We start from the raw sequence: 22,809 nt of genomic DNA on the forward strand, positions 1-22,809 counted from the left end.
TGATATAAACAGTAATAAGTAAGCGAAAAAAAACAAACATTTTCTTAGCGAAATTCATTTCCATTTTTGATTCCTCTGAATCTAAGTCCAACACTTTCCACTTCAAAAAACCAAGCATATTTATTGGTTATTAGGGTGCCTGTCTTATTAAATTTTGCCTGTCCCAGTAAGATTGTATGTTCCTAAGCTTGCGAGATCATTAACATATGATTTTCTTAATTTTTTTTCAGCATATTTTATGTTTTCTGAAAACCTCTGCTCTACATATGATAGATCAATATCTTCAATGTTCACTTCTTTCTCATCTGTTTTTAAAGTTTCTCTCGCTAATTCATGAAAACCATTAAAAATCGCACTTACCATTCTATCATGTAAGTCCGTCAGTTGAGTTAAGCAAGCGCATCTTTCAGCAGCCAAATCACCCTCAGAAATTAACTGCCGAAAGATACCGCTACCAAATCGACCATCTTCAATATTAATCTTAGAAGGTAATACGGGATTTATTTCTTTTAACAAATCACTAAATTTTATTTTAATAATCATTAAGAATCTCCTTTAAACTTAAATTAATAAAAAACCATAAAACCTACACCATTTTTAAAATCTGAGATCCTCTAAAGTTATTATATCTTTATATTTAATCATTTTATTTCGAATTAATTTTAAATCATGCCCCCCATCTTCAATAATAAAACCCAAACCACCGCCATCATGTGGATATATAATAACCCCTTTATCTCTATCAATGAAAAATAAATGACCAATACTCATAGTGATATATGTTCTGTAAAGTATCATGTTTAGAGCTGCATATTCATCTACACTTTTACTAAAATGAAATGCATATTTTGATTATCTTCTTTTTTACGAACAATCACATCATGTCCAAATAAAAAATTCCGACACTTTTTCTCAACTTTGTTCAACCTATACATTCTTGCGTGCTTTCTTAAATCTGTGCATATATGTACAGAAGAGACCACTTGTAGTTTATCTACGAATAAAAAAATTATATCTAAAAGAGATCTTACATACTCTTCATTATTGCAATTAATTTTATTATCAAAAAAGCCTTTGAAATTTTTTGATGAGCTATATGACGTTAAAATCACATTAGATTTCACATACTCTATATTATCCATATTAACATTTCACTTTATATACTCTGCAATCACTTATTGTCACTGTAATTCCTCTCTTTTCTGTGGGGATTTCATTTCGCTTAATACCCACTTTCCATTCACCATCAGGATCACCAGAATGATTAGAGCCACTCTTCTTCCAATCCTCTTTTGTTTTAGAATTGAAATAATTGGATGTGGTCAAGAAAACGCTAGAGCCCTTGTAAATACTGGGTTCTTAACATGCCTGTCCCAGTAAGCTTAGGAAACGCCTAAAAACAGCATGAAAATTCTTGCTTAAAACGCCATTATTCAGAGAGAACTAATTACTGTTAATTCACCAATTATGGAAATCTATAACTTCAATACAACCAGATAAACTAAGAAGAATAGATATTATAATACCCAAACCACACCCCAATATAGCTATGCGGATATACTTATTATCTATAGTTAGTATGACACCAGTTATTTGAATATCTGTTTTAAATACATATCCATAAACAAAGTACCCAGCCACGCTATATAACATAAGAATAGTTATAAAATCATCCCACTCCCTTATATCAGACATATAATAAAAAATTAAAAATAAAAAATAAAAAAACAATATAAATATTTTTTTATAACAAACTTTTCTCATTATTTAGTACCTTTTTCATTATTCTGTTTTACCTCATAGCTTATTAAGGTTCCAATGCGGGTGGAAGCGGCTTCTGAAAAATCACCAGTCTTATTCAATCCGAAAGGCGTAATGGTGCTCCAAAATAGTGCTTTAGCGGTAGTTTCACTGCTTCCATCATTTGAAGTAAAGATTGAAAAAACATCAGTAAATATACTTGTAAATCCAGAAACGGCCGCAACTCGACCTACAGGAGTACGCAATAAAATGGCATCTGCTGTAGACTTTTTAAGGTGCCTGTCCTAGTAAGACTAGTAAGCAGCTAAAAAAGACCTAGGTAGTTTCTTTAAAATTTTCACAACTCTTTTCATTTACTATTCCTCAATATCGTCTGTTATGTTTGTAATAATATCTCGAAATATTTCTGTAATACCGCCTTTCTTGCTTTTATTCGAAACATTAGAGACATCAATTTTTTCTGACATCAAAATATTATTATACAGATTAAAATCACTTAAAGAGTTGTCTTGAGTGTATGTGGCCGTTATCTCAGGCAATTCAGATAATTAATTTGATAAAAGCTGACTCTTATTAATAATTGGGGTCAAAATAAAATTAAACTTTACACCATCCATTTTTACTTCTTCGTTTTATTGATTTAATTTCATTCTACCCCAAATTATAGAAGCTATAAAAAAACCTCCAAGATATTCTCAAGGAGGTTTTGAAAATGCTTATCTATAAAGCTTGCTTATATTTAAGCAAGGCACTTAGAAATCACTTCATAAACATCTTTCGACAAATCTTCTGCCAAAATTCGTTCAAGCTCTGCTTTCATTTTTTCACTTAACTCAGGCTGCATTTTTTTCCAGCGGGTAAGAGGTGTGCAAAGTCTAGATGCAATCTGTGGGTTACGTTTATTAAGCAAAATAATTTGATCTGCCAAGAAGCGATAGCCACTGCCATCTTCCTTATGGAAAGCCGCCATATTTTGACCAAACCCACCGAGCACTGAACGTACTTTATTTGGATTTTTAAGATCAAACGCAGGATGCTCCATTAACCCTTTCACTCTAATTAAAGCATCATCACTTTCTTGCCCTGCACTCAACATTAACCACTTGTTCACAACCAAAGGTTCGTTTTTCCATTTATCGTAGAAAGCCGCCAACATGTCCGCGGCTTTTTCATGCTGAGAATGCACTGCAATCGATAAAGCAGAGAATTGATCTGTCATATTATTTGCCGACTCAAATTGCTGGACAACCGCTTGCTGAGCCTCTGCCGAGTCAGTTTCAACCCAATAAGACAAAGCAAGGTTTTTTAATGAACGACATGCGATGTCTTCTGCATTAGCCTGATAAGCGCCTTGGCTTTGGTTGTTTATGTAAAGGCCTTCAAACTCGCTAGACAAAGCATTCGCAAGCTGAGTTTTCAAATAGTGCCGCGCTTGTTTTATCGCAGCTGGGTAAATCGGATTAGCCAACTCAGATAAATAAGCTTGGCTTGGCAAGGTTAAAATCAAAGCCACCATTGCAGGATCTAAACTGCTGTCACCGACCAAAGCCTTAAAACCATCAATCAGCTGAGACTCAATCGACAGTTTTTCCCCAGCGATAGCTTGCCCAATAAGCGCTTGAAGTTCATTCACTGCTAACTGCTGCGCGGAACTCCAACGATTAAAGCCATCCGAATCCGATGACATTAACAACAATAAGTCGGCTGGCGTGTAGTCATAATGCAGTTTCACTGGTGCCGAGAAACCTCTTAATAAAGAAGGCACTGGGCGAGCAGTTAACTCAGAAAACTCGAACACTTGCTCTGATGACGTTAAATGCAATACATGATCGTCGGCTGTGGTTCCATCCAAGGTCGTCGATAACTCGCTACCATTCTGATCAAGCAAACCAACACGAACCGGAATGTACAACGCTAACTTTGTTGGTTGATTAGGCGTAACAGGCGTTTCTTGTTTCATCGTCAATCGGTAAGTTCCAGACGCTGCATCAAACTCATCTGTTACAGTAACCACTGGCGTACCAGCTTGAGAATACCAGCGTTTAAATTGCGTCAAATCAACACCTGAAGCGTCTTGCATCGCGGCAACAAAATCATCGCAAGTCACAGCTTGACCATCGTGTCGCTCGAAATACAAATCTGAACCAGCTCGGAACTTTTCAGCACCCAATAAGGTGTGAATCATGCGAACAATTTCCGCGCCTTTTTCATACACAGTTAACGTGTAAAAGTTGGAGATTTCAATAAAAGAAGCCGGACGCACAGGATGCGCCATTGGACCTGCGTCTTCAGCAAACTGAGCGGTTCTTAAGAAAGAAACATCTTCAACACGTTTCACTGTCTCTGAGTGCATATCGGCCGAGAAAGTTTGATCACGGAAAACCGTAAAACCTTCTTTTAAACTCAGCTGAAACCAATCGCGACAAGTGACACGGTTACCAGACCAGTTATGAAAATATTCATGGGCAACGATGGCTTCCACGCGCAAGTAAGAATCGTCCGTTGTGGTTTCTGGGCTAGCAAGTAAACAGGAAGAGTTGAAGATATTTAACCCTTTGTTTTCCATCGCCCCCATATTGAAGTCATCAACCGCAACGATCATAAAAATGTCTAAATCGTATTCTCGACCGTACGCTTCCTCATCCCAACGCATAGAACGCTTAAGCGCTTCCATCGCGTAATCCACTTTGTCGATGTTGTGGGTTTCTGTGAATATTTGCAGTTTTACATCCCGCTTACTCTGCGTTGTAAAAATGTCATTTTTAACGGCAAGATCACCAGCAACCAAAGCGAACAAGTAAGCCGGTTTTGGGAAAGGGTCATGCCAAACAACAAAGGTTTTACCCTCTTCCGTTTTGCCACGTTCAATTTCATTACCATTAGAAAGCATGACTGGATAGCGCTCTGCATCAGCAATGATAGTCGTAGTAAAAACAGACATAACATCAGGACGATCTAAGTAATAAGTAATATGACGGAAACCTTCCGCTTCACATTGAGTACAGAACATTGAAGAAGAACGGTAAAGCCCTTCTAAACTGGTGTTATTTTGTGGCTCAATCAAGGTTTCACAGGTTAAAACAAATTCGTCAGCTGTTGCCGTAATAATCAGCTTGTTTTCGCTGATTCGATATTCTTCAGGAGGCAATGCGTAATCATCCATTGCCAGACCAATCAGCTTAACGCCTTCTCCACCGTCGAGAGTCAAAGGAACTGTGGATTTACCGTAAGCTGGGTTACGTCGCATGTGCAAACGTGACGTAACTATCGTCACAGCTTCGTCTAGATCGAAAGTCAGCTCAGTTTTGTCAATAAGAAAAGGAGGAACTGTGTAATCTTTCAAATATATCGTTGAAGGTTGACTCTCTTTCATCTCTTTTCTCCTAAAATGTCAGTGTCGCTTGATAACCAGTGTACTTGCGAATATTGATCACCCCTGTGTCGAGCATCCAATATTGGCCTTTTATGCCCATTAAGGTGCCTTCAATCTGAGGTGTTTTCTCAGCGTTAATGCTGGTTATCTTGGTCGGATATTCTAAAACTGGATAGTTAAATTCGTGGGTTTCGTTTTCATCCGATAAATCGGTAATAGACTGTAAGCCAAATTCATTTTGTAACGCGTCTAATCCTTCATAAAGCTGGCCAATTAAACGCTCTTGTTCACACTCAAGATCCATCACAATGGAAGAGCCTTTGAGCATGTTGCGCCAATTGGTTTTATCCGCCACTTCGTTTTTGAACAGTACTTCCACAAGACCAGACATTCTTCGGTTCTCTACACGAAACAATGGCCGAGCCTGTGTTGCGCCCTGATCAATCCAACGAGTAGGCAATTGATCACCACGAGTAATGCCGACTTTTAGAGCCGATGAATTTGCCAAATAAACATAATGACTTTGCATACAATACTTTTCGGCCCATTCTGGTTCCCGACAAGTTCCCAAATGAAAATGACACTTTTCTGGACTCATGATGCAGATATCGCAAGCCGCTAGCTTCCGAAAGCAGTTGAAACAAAAACCTTGGCTAAACGACTTCTTCGTTACCTTTCCGCAGTTTGTACAATGAATGGTTCCATCAATATGCAGAGCGACCTTTTGACCAAGCAAGTCATTCACAGCCACTCGATTAGTACCAAGGTTCAAGTAATAATGCACCTGTTTGTCTTGTACTTCTGTGGACATTTTCTTCAGCGTGCCTTGCAGCATTAATGCTTACCCTCAGGGCCTTCACCAACCCATTTTATGGTTTCATGCTCATTGGTTGATGTCTTGCTATCGCACGCATCATGTACTTTCGTATTGATGTAACCTACTCGATCTTCTTCCGATTTATTGCTGTAGTCGTAGGTGATGACTGCCTGCAAACAAAGCTCTGTTTGTTCTTCTGTTAAACGCACACCATTTGGCCACTTTCCAAGTTCTACTGCCTGTTTTAGGCTGGCATAAACTTCAGGAGACATGTTATCGATCATTTCTTTAAAATTCATTTGCTCTTCTCTCAAGGCTCAAACGAGCTTTTGTTTCATTCGTTTAGCGGTGACGACCTTTTGTCAAAAGCCAATACACAATACATAACCCTAAACCTACTAATAATCCAATACTGTGGGCAGTATTTGCGATGCTACCAAGACCGATCATTTCAGGGAAAGGTGTATAACCAATTCCCAGCCATACAATGAAAAAAACCATTAATTGCTTACTTATCATAGTTGGGAAACTTGTCTTCAAAACTGGCAGCAACCAAGCAAAACCAATCACCCCATAAACTACACCAGACAAGCCGCCAAATAAGGGATAACCACTTATCTCGTATTGCAGAATATTACTCAGCACCGCGACAATAAAGACACCAACAACCCATACAACCGAGCCGAGTATGCGCTCAAGCTTTCGGCCTATATCCCAAATCCAAAGAGTATTAAACACGAGATGCAAAACACTAAAATGCAACAATGTTGGCGTAAAAAGCCGCCAATATTCATATCTGGCCATCACTTCAGATAAGTTATAGAAATAAATTTGACCGTTCCTAACCTCAAAAGCGCTAATGGTAAATTGCCCTACCATATCTAAATTCGCCCCAAGCTCAGTCAAAGCAGCAACAAGTAGAGTCACTAACAGCAAAACGATGGTGACAGGAAACCGTTTAAATTGGGCGATTAAACTCACATTTGAAGATGATGAAACGCTAGAAACATTGGCTTTAGAGTAATCCAATTCTGAAGGAGACTCTTTCCATAAAGCGAAGATTTGCTCTAAAGCAGGAAGCTGACGCGGGTCTCGTAACCAAAGTTCATTATGGCCTTCGTTAAAAATAATTTGATGGGCAATTTTATGGTGCCATAAGGCCTCAGTTAATACCTTGGGATCTTCTGTTTTTTCAAACCGATAAACAAAATACATGGAGCCCTAAACAACCTTACTTTATGACACTTATTAAAAACCTTAGCCAAACGCGTTTTGACTAAGGACGATAACTCGACTGCCAGCCCAATTTATCACGGCAAACATTATAGAAATCATGATTTTTCGGGTGTATTAAGCGGATATTACCTGCTTTCTTGGTAATGTGAATTTCGTCACCAGGAGCCGCCGTGATGTTTAGCTGACCATCACAACTTACGCTTGGATAAGTTAAATTGGATTCACAAACCACAATACGAATAAGGGCGTTAGCATCGATCACTATCGGGCGATTACTTAGAGTGTGCGGGTGCATAGGCACCAATACTAAAGCGTCTAATTTAGGCAATAAAATTGGCCCACCAGCAGACAAAGCATAAGCCGTTGAGCCAGTTGGAGTAGATACGATCAAACCATCTGATTTTTGGTTCATTACGAACTGATCATCAATAAACAGATCAAAGCGAATCATTCGTGCCGATTTACCCGGATGAAGTACTAAATCGTTAAGCGCAATGCCTTCGCCGCTCGGGCGATTCTGACGCTTGATCTTCGCCTCTATCATAAAGCGTTTTTCTTCATGGTATTCACCACGAAAGATAGGATCTAATTCTTCTTGTAGACGGTGAGGAGAAATGTCCGTCAGGAAACCTAAAGTGCCTCGGTTAATACCCAAGACTGGAATATCATAGTTACAAATCGCACGAGCCGCGCCTAGAAAACTACCGTCGCCACCAACGACCATGACCATATCGCAGTTATCGCCTAGCTCTTTTAATGGCGAAGACGACACCTTGATACCAGGCATCATAGCGGCCAGTTCATCTTCCAAAACTGGAATGATGTTTTTTATTTCCAGATACTCCATCAGCTTCTTAACCGTATCTAGAATCTGAGGTTTATCTAATCGAGCAATAATACCAACACGTCTAAAAAGACTCATGCGTCACTCTCTTCCGTCTGTCTATGTAGTAAAACGGCCCATCGGGCAATCTTGTAACGGCTTTATTTTATTAATATAGGTTTTACCTAAGCTGCGCCACTTTAACATGAAGAACCCCATATTCGCCATCTCGTTAGGCCAACGAAAACGGATTACTGGCATCAGAATAACCTCGCCAACCTTGTAAACCACCAGTGTGAATAAATAATGTACGACGGTATGGCCAAGCTCTTTGTTCCATTAATGACAATACAGCAAACATGCTTTTGCTGGTATAAACAGGATCCAATGGCATAGCTGGATTTGTCGCCGCAAAAGATTCAAGAAACGCTAAGAGTGCAGGACTGTGTTTCGCATAGCCGCCTTCGTGACAATCTGAGTGAAAGAATAATCTATGACTATGGTTATCCTTGAGGTCGCCCCTTGCCACTTCATGAGTTTGCTCAATAATTTCATCCCGCTGACCCGACGTGCCTTTTAAAGCACTGAACACATGTAGGTCCGGTGTTGTTCCGTTCGCCAGAAAACCAGCGGCCGTGGTTCCCGTTCCTGCAGAAACAACCCAAGCATCATATTGATCATACGCCGCACAGATTTTCGAAGCCCAGTCTCGACAACCTAATGCTCCTAGCTTTCCTCCTCCACCTTCGGGAACCCAATACACATTTTTGTATTGGTGATTTATCGCTTGAGCAACGTCTGATTGTTCTCCCAACCGATAATCCGACCGTAACGAGGGCCATAACTCCACGCCACAGGCCACCATATCTAACAAAGTAGGTGTAAGTTTCGGCTGTAGCTCACCTCGAACGATGGCAACCGCTTTGAAAGATGTTTGCGCAAGAGTAGCTCCAAAAGCATGCAGATGATTTGAAAAAGGCCCACCAAAAGTAGCGATAACATTGGCATTCTGTCGCTGAGCTTCAACTAAGTGATGTTGAAGTTTATGCCACTTATTCCCAGGCGCTTTTGGATGTTCCAGATCACCACGATAAACATCCATTTCATATTGTGGTTGATAAGTATTTTCAACTAGAAAAGGGAGAGTTAGCGGAAATATTAACGACACCAGACAACCTAATAAAACATCAATAAAATGAAAATAGAGAGTAGCATATTAATCGATAAAAACGCCCGATCCCTCTACCGGGAATCACATGACAAATGAAAAAAGTAAGTTATTTGATCAGTAAATTTCATGTCAGAAATATCCCTATCTATAAGCTTTCTTTGTTAAAATCGGCGCGATCATCATTTATGGAGATGAAACATGATTCCTAAGCTTTCTGAAGTCTCGCCGATTCAGACAAAGTACCTTTCTTTTATTGAACGTCTGAATGCTTCAGGTTTTGCAGGAGACACCAATCCTGATTATGCTAACCGCGTTGTTCTATCAACTGATAACTCTATATATCAAGTACTTCCACAAGGCGTCATTTACCCTAAAAACACAGACGACATTCAGCGATTGATTCGCTTATCTAATCAAAAAGAATTCCATGACATTATACTGAGCCCAAGAGGCGGCGGCACAGGAACCAATGGTCAATCACTCACTGATGGTTTGATTGTCGATTTATCCAAATACATGAACCGTATTTTGGAAATCAATGTAGAAGAAGGTTGGGCCCGTGTTGAAACCGGCGTTGTTAAAGACCAACTCAATAAGGCTATAAAACCTCACGGACTATTTTTTGCTCCAGAATTATCGACCAGTAACCGAGCAACCATTGGCGGCATGATCAACACAGATGCCAGCGGACAAGGCTCTGTCATGTACGGAAAAACACGAGATCATGTTCTATCTCTGAAAACCGTTTTGTTAGATGGAGAGTTACTGGAATCCTTCCCGATTAATGATGAGACACTTGCCAGCATTCAACTCGGCAGCAATTACTCTGCTCACGCTCATCGCACTGTAGACGCTATTCAAAAAAACAAAGCACAAGAAATACAAGACACTTTCCCAGAATTAAACCGTTGCTTAACAGGTTATGACCTCGCGCACATTCGCACAGAAGACGGCTTATTCAATATGAACTCTGTGCTATGTGGTTCAGAAGGAACACTAGGATTCATTGTCGAAGCCAAAGTAAACCTGCTACCGATTCCAACCTATGCGGCTTTGGTTAATATTCGTTACAACAGCTTTGAAGGCTCATTACGTCACGCTCGTGAATTGTTAGCGGTTAATCCAACTTCCATAGAAACTGTTGACTCAAAAGTATTAGGGCTCGCCAAAGACGATATTATTTGGAATTCCGTTGCTGAGTTTTTTCCAGAAAAAACTGGCGAGAATATTCAAGGCATTAACCTTGTTGAGTACACAGATAACGATGAACAAAACCTTGCCGACAGAATCAAAACCTTAACCGATAAATTAGACGCACTGGCAGAACAAGGTGGCAGCAACACTTTGGGCTACACCATCGCTATGGGTCACAGCAATGTGAATAAAATCTGGGCGATGCGCAAAAAGTCAGTTGGCTTACTAGGTAATGCAGAAGGTGAAAAACGCCCTATTCCTTTTGTGGAAGATACTGCTGTTCCACCTGAAAACTTGGCAGATTTCATTATGGAGTTTCGTGCTGTGCTAGACAGTTACGAGGTTCAATATGGCATGTTTGGCCATGTGGATGCAGGTGTACTTCATGTTCGTCCTGCTTTGGACTTAAAAGACGAATCTCAAGAGCCTATGATTCGTGAAATCACTGATAAAGTGGTGGCATTAACTCAAAAATACAATGGCTTACTCTGGGGCGAACACGGCAAAGGCGTACGTTCAGAATACGCGCCTGCTTTTTTTGGAGACTTATACCCAAGCGTTCAACAGGTAAAAGGCGCTTTTGATCCACGTAACCAATTAAACCCAGGAAAAATTGCTACGCCATTTGAACTGGGCGTCGATTTATTAAAAATTGACGAAGTACCATTACGCGGACAATACGATCGACAAATCCCGGTCAAAAACCGCGAACAATTTAAAGAAGGCATGTATTGCAACGGAAATGGCGCTTGCTACAACTTTGATCCTAATGATGCGATGTGTCCTTCTTGGAAAGGCACACGCGACCGCAGACACTCTCCAAAAGGCCGGGCCTCCTTGATGCGCGAATGGCTGCGCTGCATGAGCGAGCAAGGCGTAGATACAGCGAAAACAAGCAAGTCAGTTAAACACAGTAATGCATTGATTAGTTTCTTTCCAAAGTTAAAAAACACCATAGAGAAGCACCGCGGTACTTATGACTTTTCGAATGAAGTTCATGAGTCCATGATGGGGTGTTTGGCGTGTAAATCCTGTGTTGGTCAATGCCCGATCAAGGTTGACGTTCCTGAGTTTAGAGCGAAGTTCCTAGAGCTATACTACAGTCGCTATTTGCGCCCAGCGAAAGATTACTTGATTGGCTCCTTGGAAGTTATGGTTCCAACCATGGCAATCTTTCCTCGTACTTACAATTGGCTAATGGATCGAAAATGGACCAACACTCTCAGTAGCAAATACTTAGGATTAACGGACAACCCTAAACTCAGCAAATACAACCTCAAAAAAGAAATGTCTTTGCGGGGCATCCGCTTAGCAACACCATTGGCAATTGAGTCCTTAAGTTATAAAGACAGATCCAGAGCTGTGATTGTCGTTCAAGACGCTTTCACCAGCTACTTTGAAACTCAACTGGTGCTAGACACTATGGAGCTTTTAAGTCGCTTAGGCTTCCAAGCGTATTTAGCGCCTTATATGCCAAATGGAAAGCCCTTGCACGTTCACGGCTTCATGAGAGCATTCAATAAAACAGCACGCAAAAACTTAGACATGCTACAAAGCTTGTCATTTTATGGGTTGCCCTTTATTGGTATAGATCCTTCAATGACTTTGACATACCGCTCCGAGTATACAAAAGCGTTTGGTCATAATAGGCAAATCCCTAAGATTCACCTGATGCAAGAATGGTTAGCTGAGAAGAAAGATCACCTGACCAAACAGCCATTAATGTGTGAAGGGTCAACGTACCATCTCATGACTCATTGCACAGAAAAAACTAATGCCGCAGGTTCCATCAAGAACTGGCAACAGGTTTACAGTCTTCTAGGCCTTGAACTGAAAGTCGAAAATGTAGGCTGTTGCGGTATGGCTGGCACTTACGGCCATGAAACAGCGAATAAAGACACTTCTAAAACCATCTATGAACTGTCGTGGAAAGAAAAGGTAAACGCCCCAGAGCTAAGCAATAAATTAGTGGCCACAGGCTATTCTTGTCGAAGTCAAGCAAAACGCTTTGATGATGCGAATCTGCCACATCCGATACAAGTACTTTTAAAACACATAAGAGAAGTTGTTATCCAATAAGCCCTCTTTGAGTAAGGCTCAATCTCTTTGAGCCTTACTTTTTTATAATCTCAACAATAAAGAGTAAGGAAAACGTGACATCATGAGCCACCACAACCTATTGCACGACAGTGCAGATGAATTAGGCCCTATTCGCGTTTTTGATGATGGGCAATATCGAGTACTTTCCTTTGCAGAAGGCGATGAACAAAGCCGCATTCGTCTATCTACACCACACGTCCTTCAACATGAATACACTCAAGCCATGACGCTTCCCTTGCTTTTCTCTCAGCCAAAGCGCGTTTGTATTCTAGGCTTGGGCGGCGGCGCTTTGCTTAATGCCTTGTATTACGCGATTCCAAACATACAAATAACCGCCGTAGAGTTACGCCAAGAAGTATTGGATGCAGCACAAATGTACTTCAAATTACCTCAAGGAAAGCGAGTAACCTTAGAAGTAGCCAATGCAACTGACCGTTTAGAAAAAGGCTTGACGAAAAAAGTCGATTTGCTCATGACGGATATCTATAACACGGATGGAATGGATCGTTCCGTTCTACAAGAAAGCTTCATTTCAAACTGCGCTAAGAATATTAAAGAAGATGGCTGGCTGGCTCTTAATTGCTGGAATGATTATAAAAATCATGACGAACTGAACGAGCTTATTAAGCGCCACTTTGTTGACGTCCGAGCGTTGGATACAGGAACAGGAAACTGGGTCATCATTGCTGGTAAAAAGAAAAACCATTCAACTGGCAAAGAGCTAAAAAATAGCGCCCAAAAGATTGGCGCGCAATTAGGCATTCCTTTAACTAAGTGGCTATCACGCCTAACTTCTGTCTGACTCATCATTTGGTTTTCTTGCTTTTCCTTTCTGAAAAGACAAGAAAACACCAAACCTGACCTTTCGTATAGTCATACCTGACCTTTCGTATAGTCATATTTCCGTAAAGAACTGCCCGTAGTATTCATTTTACCAATTAACTATTAGGTAGAAACTTACCATGAAAAATAATCAGGCAGTACTTCCCAACAGAAGTGAATATCAGAACTATATGCAATGGGCAATGGTTGCTCTTTTGGTCTATTTGTTAATTTGCGCTGTTGGCATGATTGGCGGTGGATTTAAAATGGCAACTGGCGGCCATGCAAAAGAATTGTTTGCTTTTGCGAGCAACCCTTTCGCAGGTCTTGTTGTCGGCATTGTGGCGACAGCATTAATTCAATCTTCTTCTACTGTTACGTCTATTATTGTAGGCTTGGTTGCAGGTGGATTACCTGTTGAACTTGCAGTACCTATGGTAATGGGAGCCAACGTTGGTACCTCTATTACCAACACCATTGTTTCTCTTGGTCACGTTCGAGCTAAAGAAGAATTCAAGCGCGCTTTCTCAGCGGCTACCGTACATGACTTCTTCAACCTATTGTCGGTGGCTATTTTCTTGCCACTCGAAATGGCTTTTGGCATTTTAGAAAAACTAGGCGGTTCGTTGTCTGCGCTGTTTTATGGCTCTGGCGATACATCAATTAATAGCTTTAATATCGTTAAATCAGCTACCGCCCCAGTTGTGAATACGGTCAAGAATGCAACTCATTCACTGGGTGATCAAATAGGCGGCGTGACACTTATTCTAATCGGCATCGCACTAATCTTTGTTGCCATTACTATGGTTGGCAAGCTACTGAAAAAATTGATGGTTGGTAAAGCAAAAGACATCATGCATACTGCGATTGGCCGTGGTCCTTTATCTGGTATTGCATCTGGGACCTTAGTAACTATTTTTGTTCAGTCGTCTTCAACAACCACCTCTCTGATGGTGCCTCTTGCAGGATCTGGCGCATTCAGACTAAAAGATATTTACCCATTCACTTTAGGCGCGAATATTGGTACTTGTGTGACGGCCGTTCTTGCTGCCACAGCCGTCACAGGTAATGCTGCTGCGGCATTGCAAATTGCCTTTATTCACCTTACTTATAACATCCTTGGTGTTGTCGTTATCTATGGCATTCCAATGTTGCGTGAATTACCTGTAAAAGCGGCAGAATCATTAGGTGCAACTGCATCAGAAAACAAATTTGCCGCCCTTGCTTATGTGTTAGGTGTATTTTTTATTCTTCCTGCTGTCTGTTTAGGTGTTAGTAGCTTAATTTAATTAAGGGAATTTTTATGAGTAATTTACAAGTATTATCGACTGAAAGATTGAACAAACTGATTGATGAAACTCAACTTACTTTGCAAGAGTTAAAGCAAGAAGTCATTCGTCGTGAGCACATTAAGCAATCCCATGAAATCAAAGACCTAGATCATCACATGACAAGTGCTGAGTTCAATTTGAATAGCATTAAGAACTTCATTGCGTATCTTTTAGAAGAGTCTAAAAAGCATAAGTAATGATGTAATAAAAAAATCCCCCAGCCTTCTTAACAAAGACTGGGGGATTTTTTTATCTAAATTCACTTATAAATTTAACACACTGTCGACCAATGCTTTTGCTTCTTTTTCCAGCTCTGCAAGGTGACATTCCGAAACAAAGCTTTCCAAATAAATCTTATAAACATTCTCGGTACCTGAAGGCCTAGCAGCAAACCAACCATTTTCAGTTGAAATTTTTAAGCCACCAATACCTGCACCGTTACCGGGTGCATGAGTTAGAACACTTTGAATCGCCTCACCTGCAAGTTCTGTTTGTGTGACGTTTTTAGTATCTAATGCTCCCAATATCGCTTTTTGCGCTGGTGTTGCCGCCACATCGATGCGTTTATAAAATGGCTGCCCGTATTTCGAAACTTGTGCATCATAAAGCGTTTGTGGGTCTTTGCCTGTTACAGCCAAAATCTCTGCAGCAAGCAATGCCATGATGAAGCCATCTTTGTCTGTCGTCCAAACACTGGCATCTTTACGCAAGAAAGACGCGCCTGCGCTTTCTTCGCCACCAAATGCCATAACACCGTCATACAGACCATCAACATACCATTTAAAGCCAACAGGGACTTCGCATAAGCGGCAACCTAGCCCGTTCACGACTCGGTCAATCATACCGCTCGATACTAAGGTTTTACCAAACTGGATGTTTTGTGGCCACTCAGCCCTGTGTTGAGATAAATATTCAATCGCCACGGCTAAATAGGCGTTTGGGGTCATTAACCCAGAACCCGCACAGACGATACCATGACGATCATAATCTGGGTCATTACCAACGGCGATATCAAAGTCATCTTTCAACGCCAACAAATTATTCATTGCGTAAGGAGATGAGCAATCCATACGAATACGACCATCTTTATCTAAAGGCACAAAGCGGAAAGTTGGATCAACTTCTGGGTTCACTACCGTAATATCCAAACCGTATTTTTTAGCGATTGGCGCCCAATAATGAATACCAGAACCGCCCATCGGATCTACGCCAATACGGATTTTTGCATCCGCAATGGCTTTCATATCGATAACATTTTCAAGGTCATCAACATAATGATTAATGTAGTCAAAAGACTCGATGAGTGCGCTCACTTCCATTTCTTTCGGTGTAAAACGCTTCACTTCTGTTAAACCATTCTGCAGAAGTGCATTCGCTCTTTTCGCTACCCAATCCGTAATATCTTTATCCGCAGGGCCACCTTTGATTGAGTTGTATTTGATGCCGCCATCTTCAGGCGGATTGTGTGATGGTGTAATGACGACGCCGTCACTTAAATCATTCTGAAGTTTGTTATGAGTCAAAATAGCATGAGAAATAACAGGTGTCGGTGTAAAGCCACCATTTAATTGAACTCGAACCTTAACGCCATTTGCCGTTAAAACGCTCAATACCGTTTGAAATGCAGCTTCAGATAAGGCGTGCGTGTCTTTCCCTAAATACAAAGGGCCAGTGATATTTTGCTCTTTACGGTACTCAGCGATGGCTTGGGAAATAGCAAGAATATGGTCTTCATTAAAACTCACCAATAAAGCACTACCGCGATGGCCAGACGTTCCGAAGCTAACGCCCTCTTCGGGGTTCTTAGCAACGTCTGGTTTTTTAAGGTAATACGCCGTCATCAGCTCAGGAAGATTTACCAAGGAATCATGGGGAGCAAGCTGTCCAGCTTGAGAATGAATTGCCATATTAAAACACCCTATTAAATCATTGAAAAATGTAATTAGTCTCCCTTAAATTAACATGAGTTTCAACGACTTAACCGAATAGCGTGCAAATGATTTGATTATGCTGAGCGTTTAACGCTTTTTCAGGATCAAACTGCCAATTGAATAACTGGCGCCAAACGAAAAAATAACACCTATGTTCCCTGCGTTTAAATCTTCATGATATTTGGCAAAAGCGATGATTTAAAAAAGCATCAACAAAAAATACTTATCGGAAAAGCATAGACAAAATTGTGACCGGCATGACTCGCTTAGTCTATAAATGTGATAACAATAAAGACTAGAAATACCTATAAATTATATCTAGTTTTTCTTAAAAGCATCCATACTATGAGGAAGTGAGTCATTGTTTCGATAGAAGAAAGCTCTGTTTTATGAGATACGTAAGAGCTTCGAATTATCCAATTTGGATCTGACTAAGCGAGTTTATATGGAAAATAACAAGGCATTAATTCTCTCTGGTGGCGGCGCTCGTGCGGCCTATCAAGTCGGTGTATTGTCTGCGATGGGGAAAATGCTCCCTAAAAATACGCCTTTACCCTTTTCTATTTTATGTGGAACCTCCGCAGGTGCACTCAATGCAACCATGCTTGCTACTCACGCCAGTAACTTTTCCAAAGCCGCTTCCACATTAGCTTTTGTCTGGCGCCACTTAACGCCAGATCAAATTTACACAGTGGGCCGTTGGCCTGTGGCGAGCTCTTTAACCAAAACTCTTATTTCGCTGTTTCACAAACACAGTCATGGTTCTTCTATTGCTCTAATGGACAATACGCCTTTAAAAGAGTTACTGAATAATCATCTAGATTTCTCGCGGGTTAATACGGCTATCGAAAATCAACAACTAACAGCATTAGCCATCACTGCCATGAGCTACAGTACAGGTGAGTCAACCACCTTTTTCCAAGGAAAAGCGGACTTAAAAGAATGGCAAGCAAATAGACGAAAAGGCATCAAGGATAATATAGAGATTGAGCATTTGTTGGCTTCCAGCGCCATTCCTATGATATTTCCTGCTCATAAAATACATCAGCACTATTATGGCGATGGGGCAATCCGACAAAAATCCGCCATCTATCCAGCATTACAATGTGGTGCGAACAAACTCTTTATTATTGGCGTGAGTGGCAATCGAAGCCCCAAGCCTTGGTCAACACCAGAGGACAATATTAAACACAGCGCACCAAGCGTGACACAGATACTTGGCCAATTATTAAATAGCGCGTTCATTGATAATCTTGAAGATGACATTCACCAATTAGAAATTATGAACCGTTTAATCAAGGATCTTCCTGAGGAAAAACAGGCTCAGCATCAGTACCTACCAACAGAGACCTTAATCATTTCTCCATCAGAAGAACTTAACGAAATAGCTCATCGTCATATTAGGACATTACCTAAAAACGTTCGAGTTTTACTAAAAGCAGCGGGTGGATCAACCTCTGAGAAAATTAGCTCTGCAGCCAGCTATCTGCTTTTTACTCCAGAATACTGCCGAGCTTTAATAGAATTGGGACACAAGGACGCTATGTGGGAAAAAGACCGCATTTTGGACTTTTTTAATGATTAATATCAGACTAGCTGAGCTAAATTTTAACAGCTCTTTGAGAAACAATACCCTTAGGTTCTGATACCCAAGACATTAAACGCGGCATGTTATTCATCCCCAAGGAACTGCATAACTCAACACTACTAACCTTTTCTGACAAGGTAAGCATCTTCATCTCATCAAGGTAATGATGAAATAAGCGCCTTTCAAGTTGAGCCGTCACCCCTTCGCTCGGCTCAATGATCTCACAATTGCTACCCAGCTCTTTTTCAAACAGAGACTTCACTAAAGGATAATGCGTACAAGCTAGCACCAAAGTGTCTACTTGTTGCTCTAGCATCTCAACACTCAGTTGGTGAATGGTTTGCTCTATTTTTTCTCGAGTTTCTGGCCAAGCATCAATATCAAAAGCCAATGAATCGCTCGACATAATGGACACTTGAGCATCTGCTTTCCACAAGTCAATTAGCTGATTAAGTCGAGAACTGCGAGCGGTAACAGGTGTTGCAAGTACGGCTACTTTTCGTTGTTTACTAATGCTGAAGGCAGGCTTAACCGCTGGCTCAACACCAATCACAGGTAAAGATGTATTTGCTCTTAATGCATCAATTGCAGTGACCGTTGCCGTATTACATGCAACAACAATTGCAGAGGCTTTTTCACCTTCAAAAAAACGTCCTATCTGAATCAACCTATTTTCTAACTGCTCCAAGCTTTTATTGCCATAAGGCGCAAACTCATCATCAGCTAGGTAGAGTAAATCAAGATAAGGGAGTTTTTTATGAATGGCATTAAGAATGGTTAACCCACCAGCACCTGAATCAATCACACCGACTTTCAATCCATCAACTCCATCTAGTGAGCGGTATTTGACTGAACAGGTAATTGAACTGGCTCTCGCTCTAGCTCAACACCGTAGCGCTCTAAAATCGACTGCTTAATTTGAGTTTCAAGATCTAATAAAGCATCAGCACTTTGTTCGGTGTAGTTCACCAATACCAAAGCTTGTTTGTCATAAACCCCAACACCTTTGCTTTTTTTCCCTTTCCAACCCGCTTGATCAATTAACCAACCTGCTGCCAACTTAAAATTATCTTCAAATGCAAAAGAGACCAAATCAGAAAATCGTTTTTTCAACTCATTATGCTGCTCTTGACTGACAATAGGATTTTTAAAAAAGCTACCTGCATTGGACAGCGTCTCTGGATTTGGCAGTTTTTCTGCTCGAACAGCACATACTGTATCGAATACTTTTCTCAGTGTCGGCTCACCGTCAATACGATTCGCCAATCCGCCATAACTTAGCAATAAATCAGCCTGTTTTTTAAGCATCAATTCCACCGATGTAATGATTAACTTATTTTTCCATTTGCCTTTGAAGTGACTGTCTCTGTATGCAAAGCCGCAATCTTTGGCATTTATCCAATAAACATCGCCAGAGGTTTGATCCATCACCTGCACACGAGCTAAAACATCTTTAATTTCAACACCGTAAGCACCAATGTTTTGAACAGGTGCAGCACCTACTGTTCCTGGAATCAACGCAAGATTTTCAATGCCATACCAAGACTGTTCAACCGCGTGCTCAACCACTTGATGCCATTTCTCTCCTGCAGAGACAGTAAGACAGATCAAGTTATTTGGATGCTCGTGAGCTTGCATTCCCTGCAAGCGGTTAATAATCACCAAACCACCGATATGATCAGAAATTAGTAAATTACTGCCACCACCAATCATAGTGACATTAACGTTTGAACGATTCGCCCAAGCCAATAAAACTTTGAGCGATTCACAACTGTCTGCAATTGCAAAGTACTCAGCCTGATAAGAAAAACCAAAAGTGTTGTAAGTAGCTAAAGAAACATCTTTCTGAATACTTGCTTCAACCGTTTGTACAAGAGAATCATCTGTATTAAATGGCATAATAATTAACGGTATGTATTGTCTTTAGAGTTAATGTGGAGCACGAATGCATTGGCGATGTCTGTTAGGTGTTCTCTCATGAAAGCAAAGCCTTCTGTGCCGCCATAATATGGATCATCCACTTCACCAAAGTTAGCAAGCTCATTAAACTCACCAAACATCACAACCTTGGCAGGACTATCCTCTGGTTGAATTTTACAAAGGTTTATTAGGTTCGCTCTGTCCATTGCAAGAATCCAATCAAATTCGTGGAAGTCTTCCACACTAACCTCACGGGCTTTTTGCCCACTGATATCAATACCAACTTTTTTCAAAGCCGATATAGAGCGAGAATCTGGAGGGTTGCCAACGTGATATGCCGCTGTTCCAGCGGAGTCCAGCTCTAAATACAACTTTTGAGTGGTGGCAATTTTTTCTAAAATACCCTGTGCAGCTGGCGAGCGACAAATATTGCCCAAACAAACAGTGAGTACTTTAAAAGATTTCATTTTACAGTGCCTGACTCAAGACGTTCATCCGCTGTTAACGTGCGCGCTTCTGTCTCAAGTAAAACGGGAATACCATCACGAATAGGATACGCCATCCCGCCTATTTTACTAATCAATTCATTACCCTCTTTATTCAGTGACAAAGCTGATTTCGTAACAGGGCAAACGAGGATATCTAATAACGCTTTATTCATCTTGATTACCTACTTTAATAAGGTTTAATTTTTCTAAAAAATCTTGTTGGAAAGATTCTGGTAAAACCAACGAAACAGGTAAATACCAAAGGTTCGGATTTAATAAGGCTAAACTTTGGCACTTCACAGCGTCTTTTTCTGTCATTACGACATTTCCTGTCTCTGGAATGTCGGATTCTTTAAACGAATGATGATCTGAAAACCATTTATGGGTCGTATTATTTTCTGCTAACCCTAATGCAGTCAAGGTATCTAAGAAACGCTGTGGATTACCTATTCCTGCCATAACATGCCATTGTTCATCAGCTGTAAAAGCGGCTTTGGAATTCAAAGAGCGAAGTCCATCTAATGACAATAAACGTGAGGACGTCAAACAAGTTAGAACAACTGGCAGGTTTAATTTGGTGAGCGGATCTGTCATCTGCTCTGAAATGCTCATAATAAAATCGACCTCAGCAAGCCGCTCAGCGGGCTCACGCAATGGCCCAACCGGTAACAACTGACCATTGCCCACTCCACGTTTTGCATCAAGCATGGCAATTTCGATGTCTCGATTAAGCTGATAATGTTGCATGCCGTCATCACTGATAATGATGTTTACGTCTGTAGTATTCAGTAGATGCTGAACGGCTTTATCTCTTTGAGGAAACACCACCAAGGGACAATGAGTTTGACGAGCCAGCATAACAGGTTCATCACCAACAGCACTGGCAAGACTATCTGAAGACACAGCGGTTGGCGCGTTAACTTTCACGCCATGCCCTCTGGAAACAATCCCAGGGCGATAACCTTGTTCTTTTAATAGCTTGCAAATCGCCACAACCATAGGCGACTTACCCGTTCCTCCCACACTAATATTACCAATAACAATAACGGGCACAGGAGCACGATAGGAAGGATTCGTCTGTTGTAAAAAGCCAGTACGTTTCTGTTTTACTAACTTCTTAACCAAAGGTTGTATCGGTTGGAAAATATGCGTCCAACCGCATTTGCCGTACCAAGACCGATTGATAAGACGCTCTAAGCTCACTGCTTTGGCTCTTTCTGTGCTGTATGGGCCAATTTAGTAATGCCTAGCGTCGCAGCGGCATCATATACTCTTAGCACCATGTCGTAAGAGGCTTTCGCATCGGCAGTGATGATTAACGGTTTTGAGCTATCACCTCTGGTCACTTCTTTTAAGCCTTGAACCAAGGTGCTGACTCTTTCATTAATCAAAGTTTGTCCATTGATGACATATTGGCCGTCAGCCGTAATAACGAGCTCAACATTCTGAGAAACATCAGATCTGGGGGCGTTAGAAGTAGCCGTTGGCAAATCAATCGTTAACTCGGTACTTTGGTTAAACGTTGTACTTACCATGAAAAAAATCAACAGTAAAAAAACGACATCAATCAAAGGAGTTAAGTTGATTTGAACGTCATCGATTTTTTGACGACGAAATTTCACTGTGCTGCTCCTGATTTGCTTTTGTCGCCATGAAGCGCATCTACCAACTTGGTCGATTGTTGCTCCATTGTCACAACCAGCACATCGATTTTACGACTGAAAAAGCGGTGAAATATTAACGCAGGAATCGCCACACCTAAGCCTGCTGCCGTGGTTAATAACGCCTCAGAGATACCTCCAGCTAAAAGCGCTGTATTGCCCGCACCATTTTCCATTAACACAGCAAACACCTTGATCATGCCGACAACGGTTCCAAGTAAGCCTAATAAAGGAGAAATGGCAGCTATAGTTCCCAATGTGTTCATAAAACGTTCTAGCTCGTGAATAACATGACTCGCAGCTTCTTGAACGCTCTCTTTCATGGCACTGCGTCCATGCTTTGAGTTTAATAATCCTGCCGCAAAAATCGAAGCCAAGCCCGTTTTTGATTGCATTGAGCGGATATAATCGAGTGTCATTCTGTCGTCACGTAAACGGGTCATTACCTCACTGAGCAGTCCATTTGGCACCACTCCTGATTTACGTAACGTCCAAAAGCGCTCAAGGATAATGGCCAACGTTAGGATTGAACAAGCCATTAACGGCCACATGAAAAAACCACCAGTTTGAATAAAGGCTAACACTTCAATCTC

22 protein-coding genes are annotated in these 22,809 nt (G+C 40.9%); 5 read left to right on the plus strand and 17 right to left on the minus strand.

The features are described 5' to 3' along the window. Nucleotides 1–147: 147 nt before the first annotated feature. From ABFY09_RS10560 to ABFY09_RS10600, 9 genes are all read right to left on the minus strand, one after another. Nucleotides 148–543: a hypothetical protein gene (locus tag ABFY09_RS10560; RefSeq protein WP_347984283.1), complete on the minus strand. Its 396-nt coding sequence runs from the start codon at nucleotides 541–543 to the stop codon at nucleotides 148–150. A 54-nt stretch (nucleotides 544–597) separates the two neighbouring features. Beyond that, nucleotides 598–771: a hypothetical protein gene (locus ABFY09_RS10565; protein WP_347984284.1), complete on the minus strand. Its 174-nt coding sequence runs from the start codon at nucleotides 769–771 to the stop codon at nucleotides 598–600. Between the two features lie 992 nt (nucleotides 772–1,763). Next, entirely contained in the window at nucleotides 1,764–2,006 is a 243-nt protein-coding gene (locus ABFY09_RS10570) for a hypothetical protein (protein WP_347984285.1), read from the minus strand. A 494-nt stretch (nucleotides 2,007–2,500) separates the two neighbouring features. Beyond that, nucleotides 2,501–5,134 carry an aminopeptidase N gene (pepN, locus tag ABFY09_RS10575; protein WP_347984286.1) on the minus strand — a complete coding sequence of 878 codons (2,634 nt, stop codon included), beginning with the start codon at nucleotides 5,132–5,134 and terminating at the stop codon, nucleotides 2,501–2,503. 10 nt (nucleotides 5,135–5,144) lie between these two features. Continuing rightward, entirely contained in the window at nucleotides 5,145–5,969 is an 825-nt protein-coding gene (locus ABFY09_RS10580; protein ID WP_347984287.1) for a DUF2797 domain-containing protein, read from the minus strand. Further along, nucleotides 5,969–6,250, minus strand: coding sequence for a DUF1315 family protein (locus ABFY09_RS10585; protein WP_347984288.1), 282 nt, complete (start codon nucleotides 6,248–6,250; stop codon nucleotides 5,969–5,971). Before ABFY09_RS10585 ends, ABFY09_RS10580 begins: the two co-directional genes overlap by 1 nt. 43 nt (nucleotides 6,251–6,293) lie before the next feature. Next, nucleotides 6,294–7,166 carry a rhomboid family intramembrane serine protease gene (locus ABFY09_RS10590; RefSeq protein ID WP_347984289.1) on the minus strand — a complete coding sequence of 291 codons (873 nt, stop codon included), beginning with the start codon at nucleotides 7,164–7,166 and terminating at the stop codon, nucleotides 6,294–6,296. Nucleotides 7,167–7,227: 61 nt separating this feature from the next. After that, nucleotides 7,228–8,109, minus strand: a complete 882-nt coding sequence (locus tag ABFY09_RS10595) for an NAD(+) kinase (protein ID WP_347984290.1) — start codon at nucleotides 8,107–8,109, stop codon at nucleotides 7,228–7,230. Nucleotides 8,110–8,242: 133 nt separating this feature from the next. Then, entirely contained in the window at nucleotides 8,243–9,178 is a 936-nt protein-coding gene (locus ABFY09_RS10600; RefSeq protein ID WP_347984291.1) for a cysteine desulfhydrase, read from the minus strand. A gap of 201 nt (nucleotides 9,179–9,379) precedes the next feature. On the opposite strand from ABFY09_RS10600, the gene ABFY09_RS10605 reads away from it, so the two are divergent. The 4 genes from ABFY09_RS10605 to ABFY09_RS10620 all read left to right on the plus strand — a co-directional run bounded on the left by ABFY09_RS10605 (nucleotide 9,380) and on the right by ABFY09_RS10620 (nucleotide 14,825). Next, nucleotides 9,380–12,454 carry an FAD-binding and (Fe-S)-binding domain-containing protein gene (locus tag ABFY09_RS10605; protein ID WP_347984292.1) on the plus strand — a complete coding sequence of 1,025 codons (3,075 nt, stop codon included), beginning with the start codon at nucleotides 9,380–9,382 and terminating at the stop codon, nucleotides 12,452–12,454. Between the two features lie 82 nt (nucleotides 12,455–12,536). After that, the gene (locus tag ABFY09_RS10610) at nucleotides 12,537–13,277 is read left to right on the plus strand and encodes a spermidine synthase (RefSeq protein ID WP_347984293.1); all 741 of its coding nucleotides are present in this window, start codon (nucleotides 12,537–12,539) and stop codon (nucleotides 13,275–13,277) included. Between the two features lie 160 nt (nucleotides 13,278–13,437). Further along, nucleotides 13,438–14,586, plus strand: a complete 1,149-nt coding sequence (locus ABFY09_RS10615) for a Na/Pi symporter (RefSeq protein ID WP_347984294.1) — start codon at nucleotides 13,438–13,440, stop codon at nucleotides 14,584–14,586. Between the two features lie 14 nt (nucleotides 14,587–14,600). Continuing rightward, on the plus strand, nucleotides 14,601–14,825 hold the full coding sequence (locus ABFY09_RS10620) for a hypothetical protein (protein ID WP_347984295.1): 225 nt from the start codon (nucleotides 14,601–14,603) through the stop codon (nucleotides 14,823–14,825). Between the two features lie 66 nt (nucleotides 14,826–14,891). Here ABFY09_RS10620 and pgm read toward each other — a convergent pair whose 3' ends face one another. Beyond that, nucleotides 14,892–16,535 (minus strand): phosphoglucomutase (alpha-D-glucose-1,6-bisphosphate-dependent), encoded by a 1,644-nt coding sequence (gene pgm, locus ABFY09_RS10625; protein WP_347984296.1) that lies wholly within the window; start codon nucleotides 16,533–16,535, stop codon nucleotides 14,892–14,894. 469 nt (nucleotides 16,536–17,004) lie between these two features. Here pgm and ABFY09_RS10630 point away from each other — a divergent pair, with 469 nt between their 5' ends. Next, nucleotides 17,005–18,144 (plus strand): patatin-like phospholipase family protein, encoded by a 1,140-nt coding sequence (locus ABFY09_RS10630; protein WP_347984297.1) that lies wholly within the window; start codon nucleotides 17,005–17,007, stop codon nucleotides 18,142–18,144. 16 nt (nucleotides 18,145–18,160) lie between these two features. On the opposite strand, the gene murI is transcribed toward ABFY09_RS10630, so the two are convergent. Genes murI through ABFY09_RS10665 form a run of 7 tightly spaced genes read right to left on the minus strand, consistent with a single transcriptional unit; the run spans nucleotide 18,161 to nucleotide 22,800 of the window. Then, on the minus strand, nucleotides 18,161–18,964 hold the full coding sequence (murI, locus tag ABFY09_RS10635) for a glutamate racemase (RefSeq protein ID WP_347984298.1): 804 nt from the start codon (nucleotides 18,962–18,964) through the stop codon (nucleotides 18,161–18,163). A 14-nt stretch (nucleotides 18,965–18,978) separates the two neighbouring features. Next, nucleotides 18,979–20,046 carry a UDP-N-acetylmuramate dehydrogenase gene (murB, locus tag ABFY09_RS10640; RefSeq protein WP_347984299.1) on the minus strand — a complete coding sequence of 356 codons (1,068 nt, stop codon included), beginning with the start codon at nucleotides 20,044–20,046 and terminating at the stop codon, nucleotides 18,979–18,981. A gap of 5 nt (nucleotides 20,047–20,051) precedes the next feature. After that, nucleotides 20,052–20,534, minus strand: a complete 483-nt coding sequence (locus ABFY09_RS10645; RefSeq protein WP_347984300.1) for a low molecular weight protein-tyrosine-phosphatase — start codon at nucleotides 20,532–20,534, stop codon at nucleotides 20,052–20,054. Next, a complete protein-coding gene (locus ABFY09_RS10650; RefSeq protein ID WP_347984301.1) occupies nucleotides 20,531–20,728 on the minus strand; it encodes a Trm112 family protein in 198 nt (65 codons plus the stop codon). The genes ABFY09_RS10645 and ABFY09_RS10650 overlap by 4 nt, the downstream gene beginning before the upstream one ends. Beyond that, nucleotides 20,721–21,758 (minus strand): tetraacyldisaccharide 4'-kinase, encoded by a 1,038-nt coding sequence (gene lpxK, locus ABFY09_RS10655; RefSeq protein WP_347984302.1) that lies wholly within the window; start codon nucleotides 21,756–21,758, stop codon nucleotides 20,721–20,723. Before lpxK ends, ABFY09_RS10650 begins: the two co-directional genes overlap by 8 nt. Continuing rightward, nucleotides 21,755–22,177: a biopolymer transporter ExbD gene (locus ABFY09_RS10660; RefSeq protein ID WP_347984303.1), complete on the minus strand. Its 423-nt coding sequence runs from the start codon at nucleotides 22,175–22,177 to the stop codon at nucleotides 21,755–21,757. The genes lpxK and ABFY09_RS10660 overlap by 4 nt, the downstream gene beginning before the upstream one ends. Further along, the gene (locus ABFY09_RS10665; protein ID WP_317003758.1) at nucleotides 22,174–22,800 is read right to left on the minus strand and encodes a MotA/TolQ/ExbB proton channel family protein; all 627 of its coding nucleotides are present in this window, start codon (nucleotides 22,798–22,800) and stop codon (nucleotides 22,174–22,176) included. The genes ABFY09_RS10660 and ABFY09_RS10665 overlap by 4 nt, the downstream gene beginning before the upstream one ends. Between the last annotated feature and the right edge of the window lie 9 nt (nucleotides 22,801–22,809).

It is taken from the genome of Marinomonas sp. 5E14-1, assembly GCF_039939215.1.
GTDB lineage: Bacteria > Pseudomonadota > Gammaproteobacteria > Pseudomonadales > Marinomonadaceae > Marinomonas.

What these genes read in the sequence shown, in the direction of transcription:
- ABFY09_RS10560 (WP_347984283.1), bottom strand. Translation starts at nt 543, where the DNA reads ATGATTATTAAAATAAAATTTAGTGATTTGTTAAAAGAAATAAATCCC.
- ABFY09_RS10565 (WP_347984284.1), bottom strand. Translation starts at nt 771, where the DNA reads ATGAGTATTGGTCATTTATTTTTCATTGATAGAGATAAAGGGGTTATT.
- pepN (WP_347984286.1), bottom strand. Translation starts at nt 5,134, where the DNA reads ATGAAAGAGAGTCAACCTTCAACGATATATTTGAAAGATTACACAGTT.
- ABFY09_RS10580 (WP_347984287.1), bottom strand. Translation starts at nt 5,969, where the DNA reads ATGCTGCAAGGCACGCTGAAGAAAATGTCCACAGAAGTACAAGACAAA.
- ABFY09_RS10585 (WP_347984288.1), bottom strand. Translation starts at nt 6,250, where the DNA reads ATGAATTTTAAAGAAATGATCGATAACATGTCTCCTGAAGTTTATGCC.
- ABFY09_RS10590 (WP_347984289.1), bottom strand. Translation starts at nt 7,166, where the DNA reads ATGTATTTTGTTTATCGGTTTGAAAAAACAGAAGATCCCAAGGTATTA.
- ABFY09_RS10595 (WP_347984290.1), bottom strand. Translation starts at nt 8,109, where the DNA reads ATGAGTCTTTTTAGACGTGTTGGTATTATTGCTCGATTAGATAAACCT.
- ABFY09_RS10605 (WP_347984292.1), top strand. Translation starts at nt 9,380, where the DNA reads ATGATTCCTAAGCTTTCTGAAGTCTCGCCGATTCAGACAAAGTACCTT.
- ABFY09_RS10610 (WP_347984293.1), top strand. Translation starts at nt 12,537, where the DNA reads ATGAGCCACCACAACCTATTGCACGACAGTGCAGATGAATTAGGCCCT.
- ABFY09_RS10615 (WP_347984294.1), top strand. Translation starts at nt 13,438, where the DNA reads ATGAAAAATAATCAGGCAGTACTTCCCAACAGAAGTGAATATCAGAAC.
- ABFY09_RS10620 (WP_347984295.1), top strand. Translation starts at nt 14,601, where the DNA reads ATGAGTAATTTACAAGTATTATCGACTGAAAGATTGAACAAACTGATT.
- pgm (WP_347984296.1), bottom strand. Translation starts at nt 16,535, where the DNA reads ATGGCAATTCATTCTCAAGCTGGACAGCTTGCTCCCCATGATTCCTTG.
- ABFY09_RS10630 (WP_347984297.1), top strand. Translation starts at nt 17,005, where the DNA reads ATGGAAAATAACAAGGCATTAATTCTCTCTGGTGGCGGCGCTCGTGCG.
- murB (WP_347984299.1), bottom strand. Translation starts at nt 20,046, where the DNA reads ATGCCATTTAATACAGATGATTCTCTTGTACAAACGGTTGAAGCAAGT.
- ABFY09_RS10645 (WP_347984300.1), bottom strand. Translation starts at nt 20,534, where the DNA reads ATGAAATCTTTTAAAGTACTCACTGTTTGTTTGGGCAATATTTGTCGC.
- ABFY09_RS10650 (WP_347984301.1), bottom strand. Translation starts at nt 20,728, where the DNA reads ATGAATAAAGCGTTATTAGATATCCTCGTTTGCCCTGTTACGAAATCA.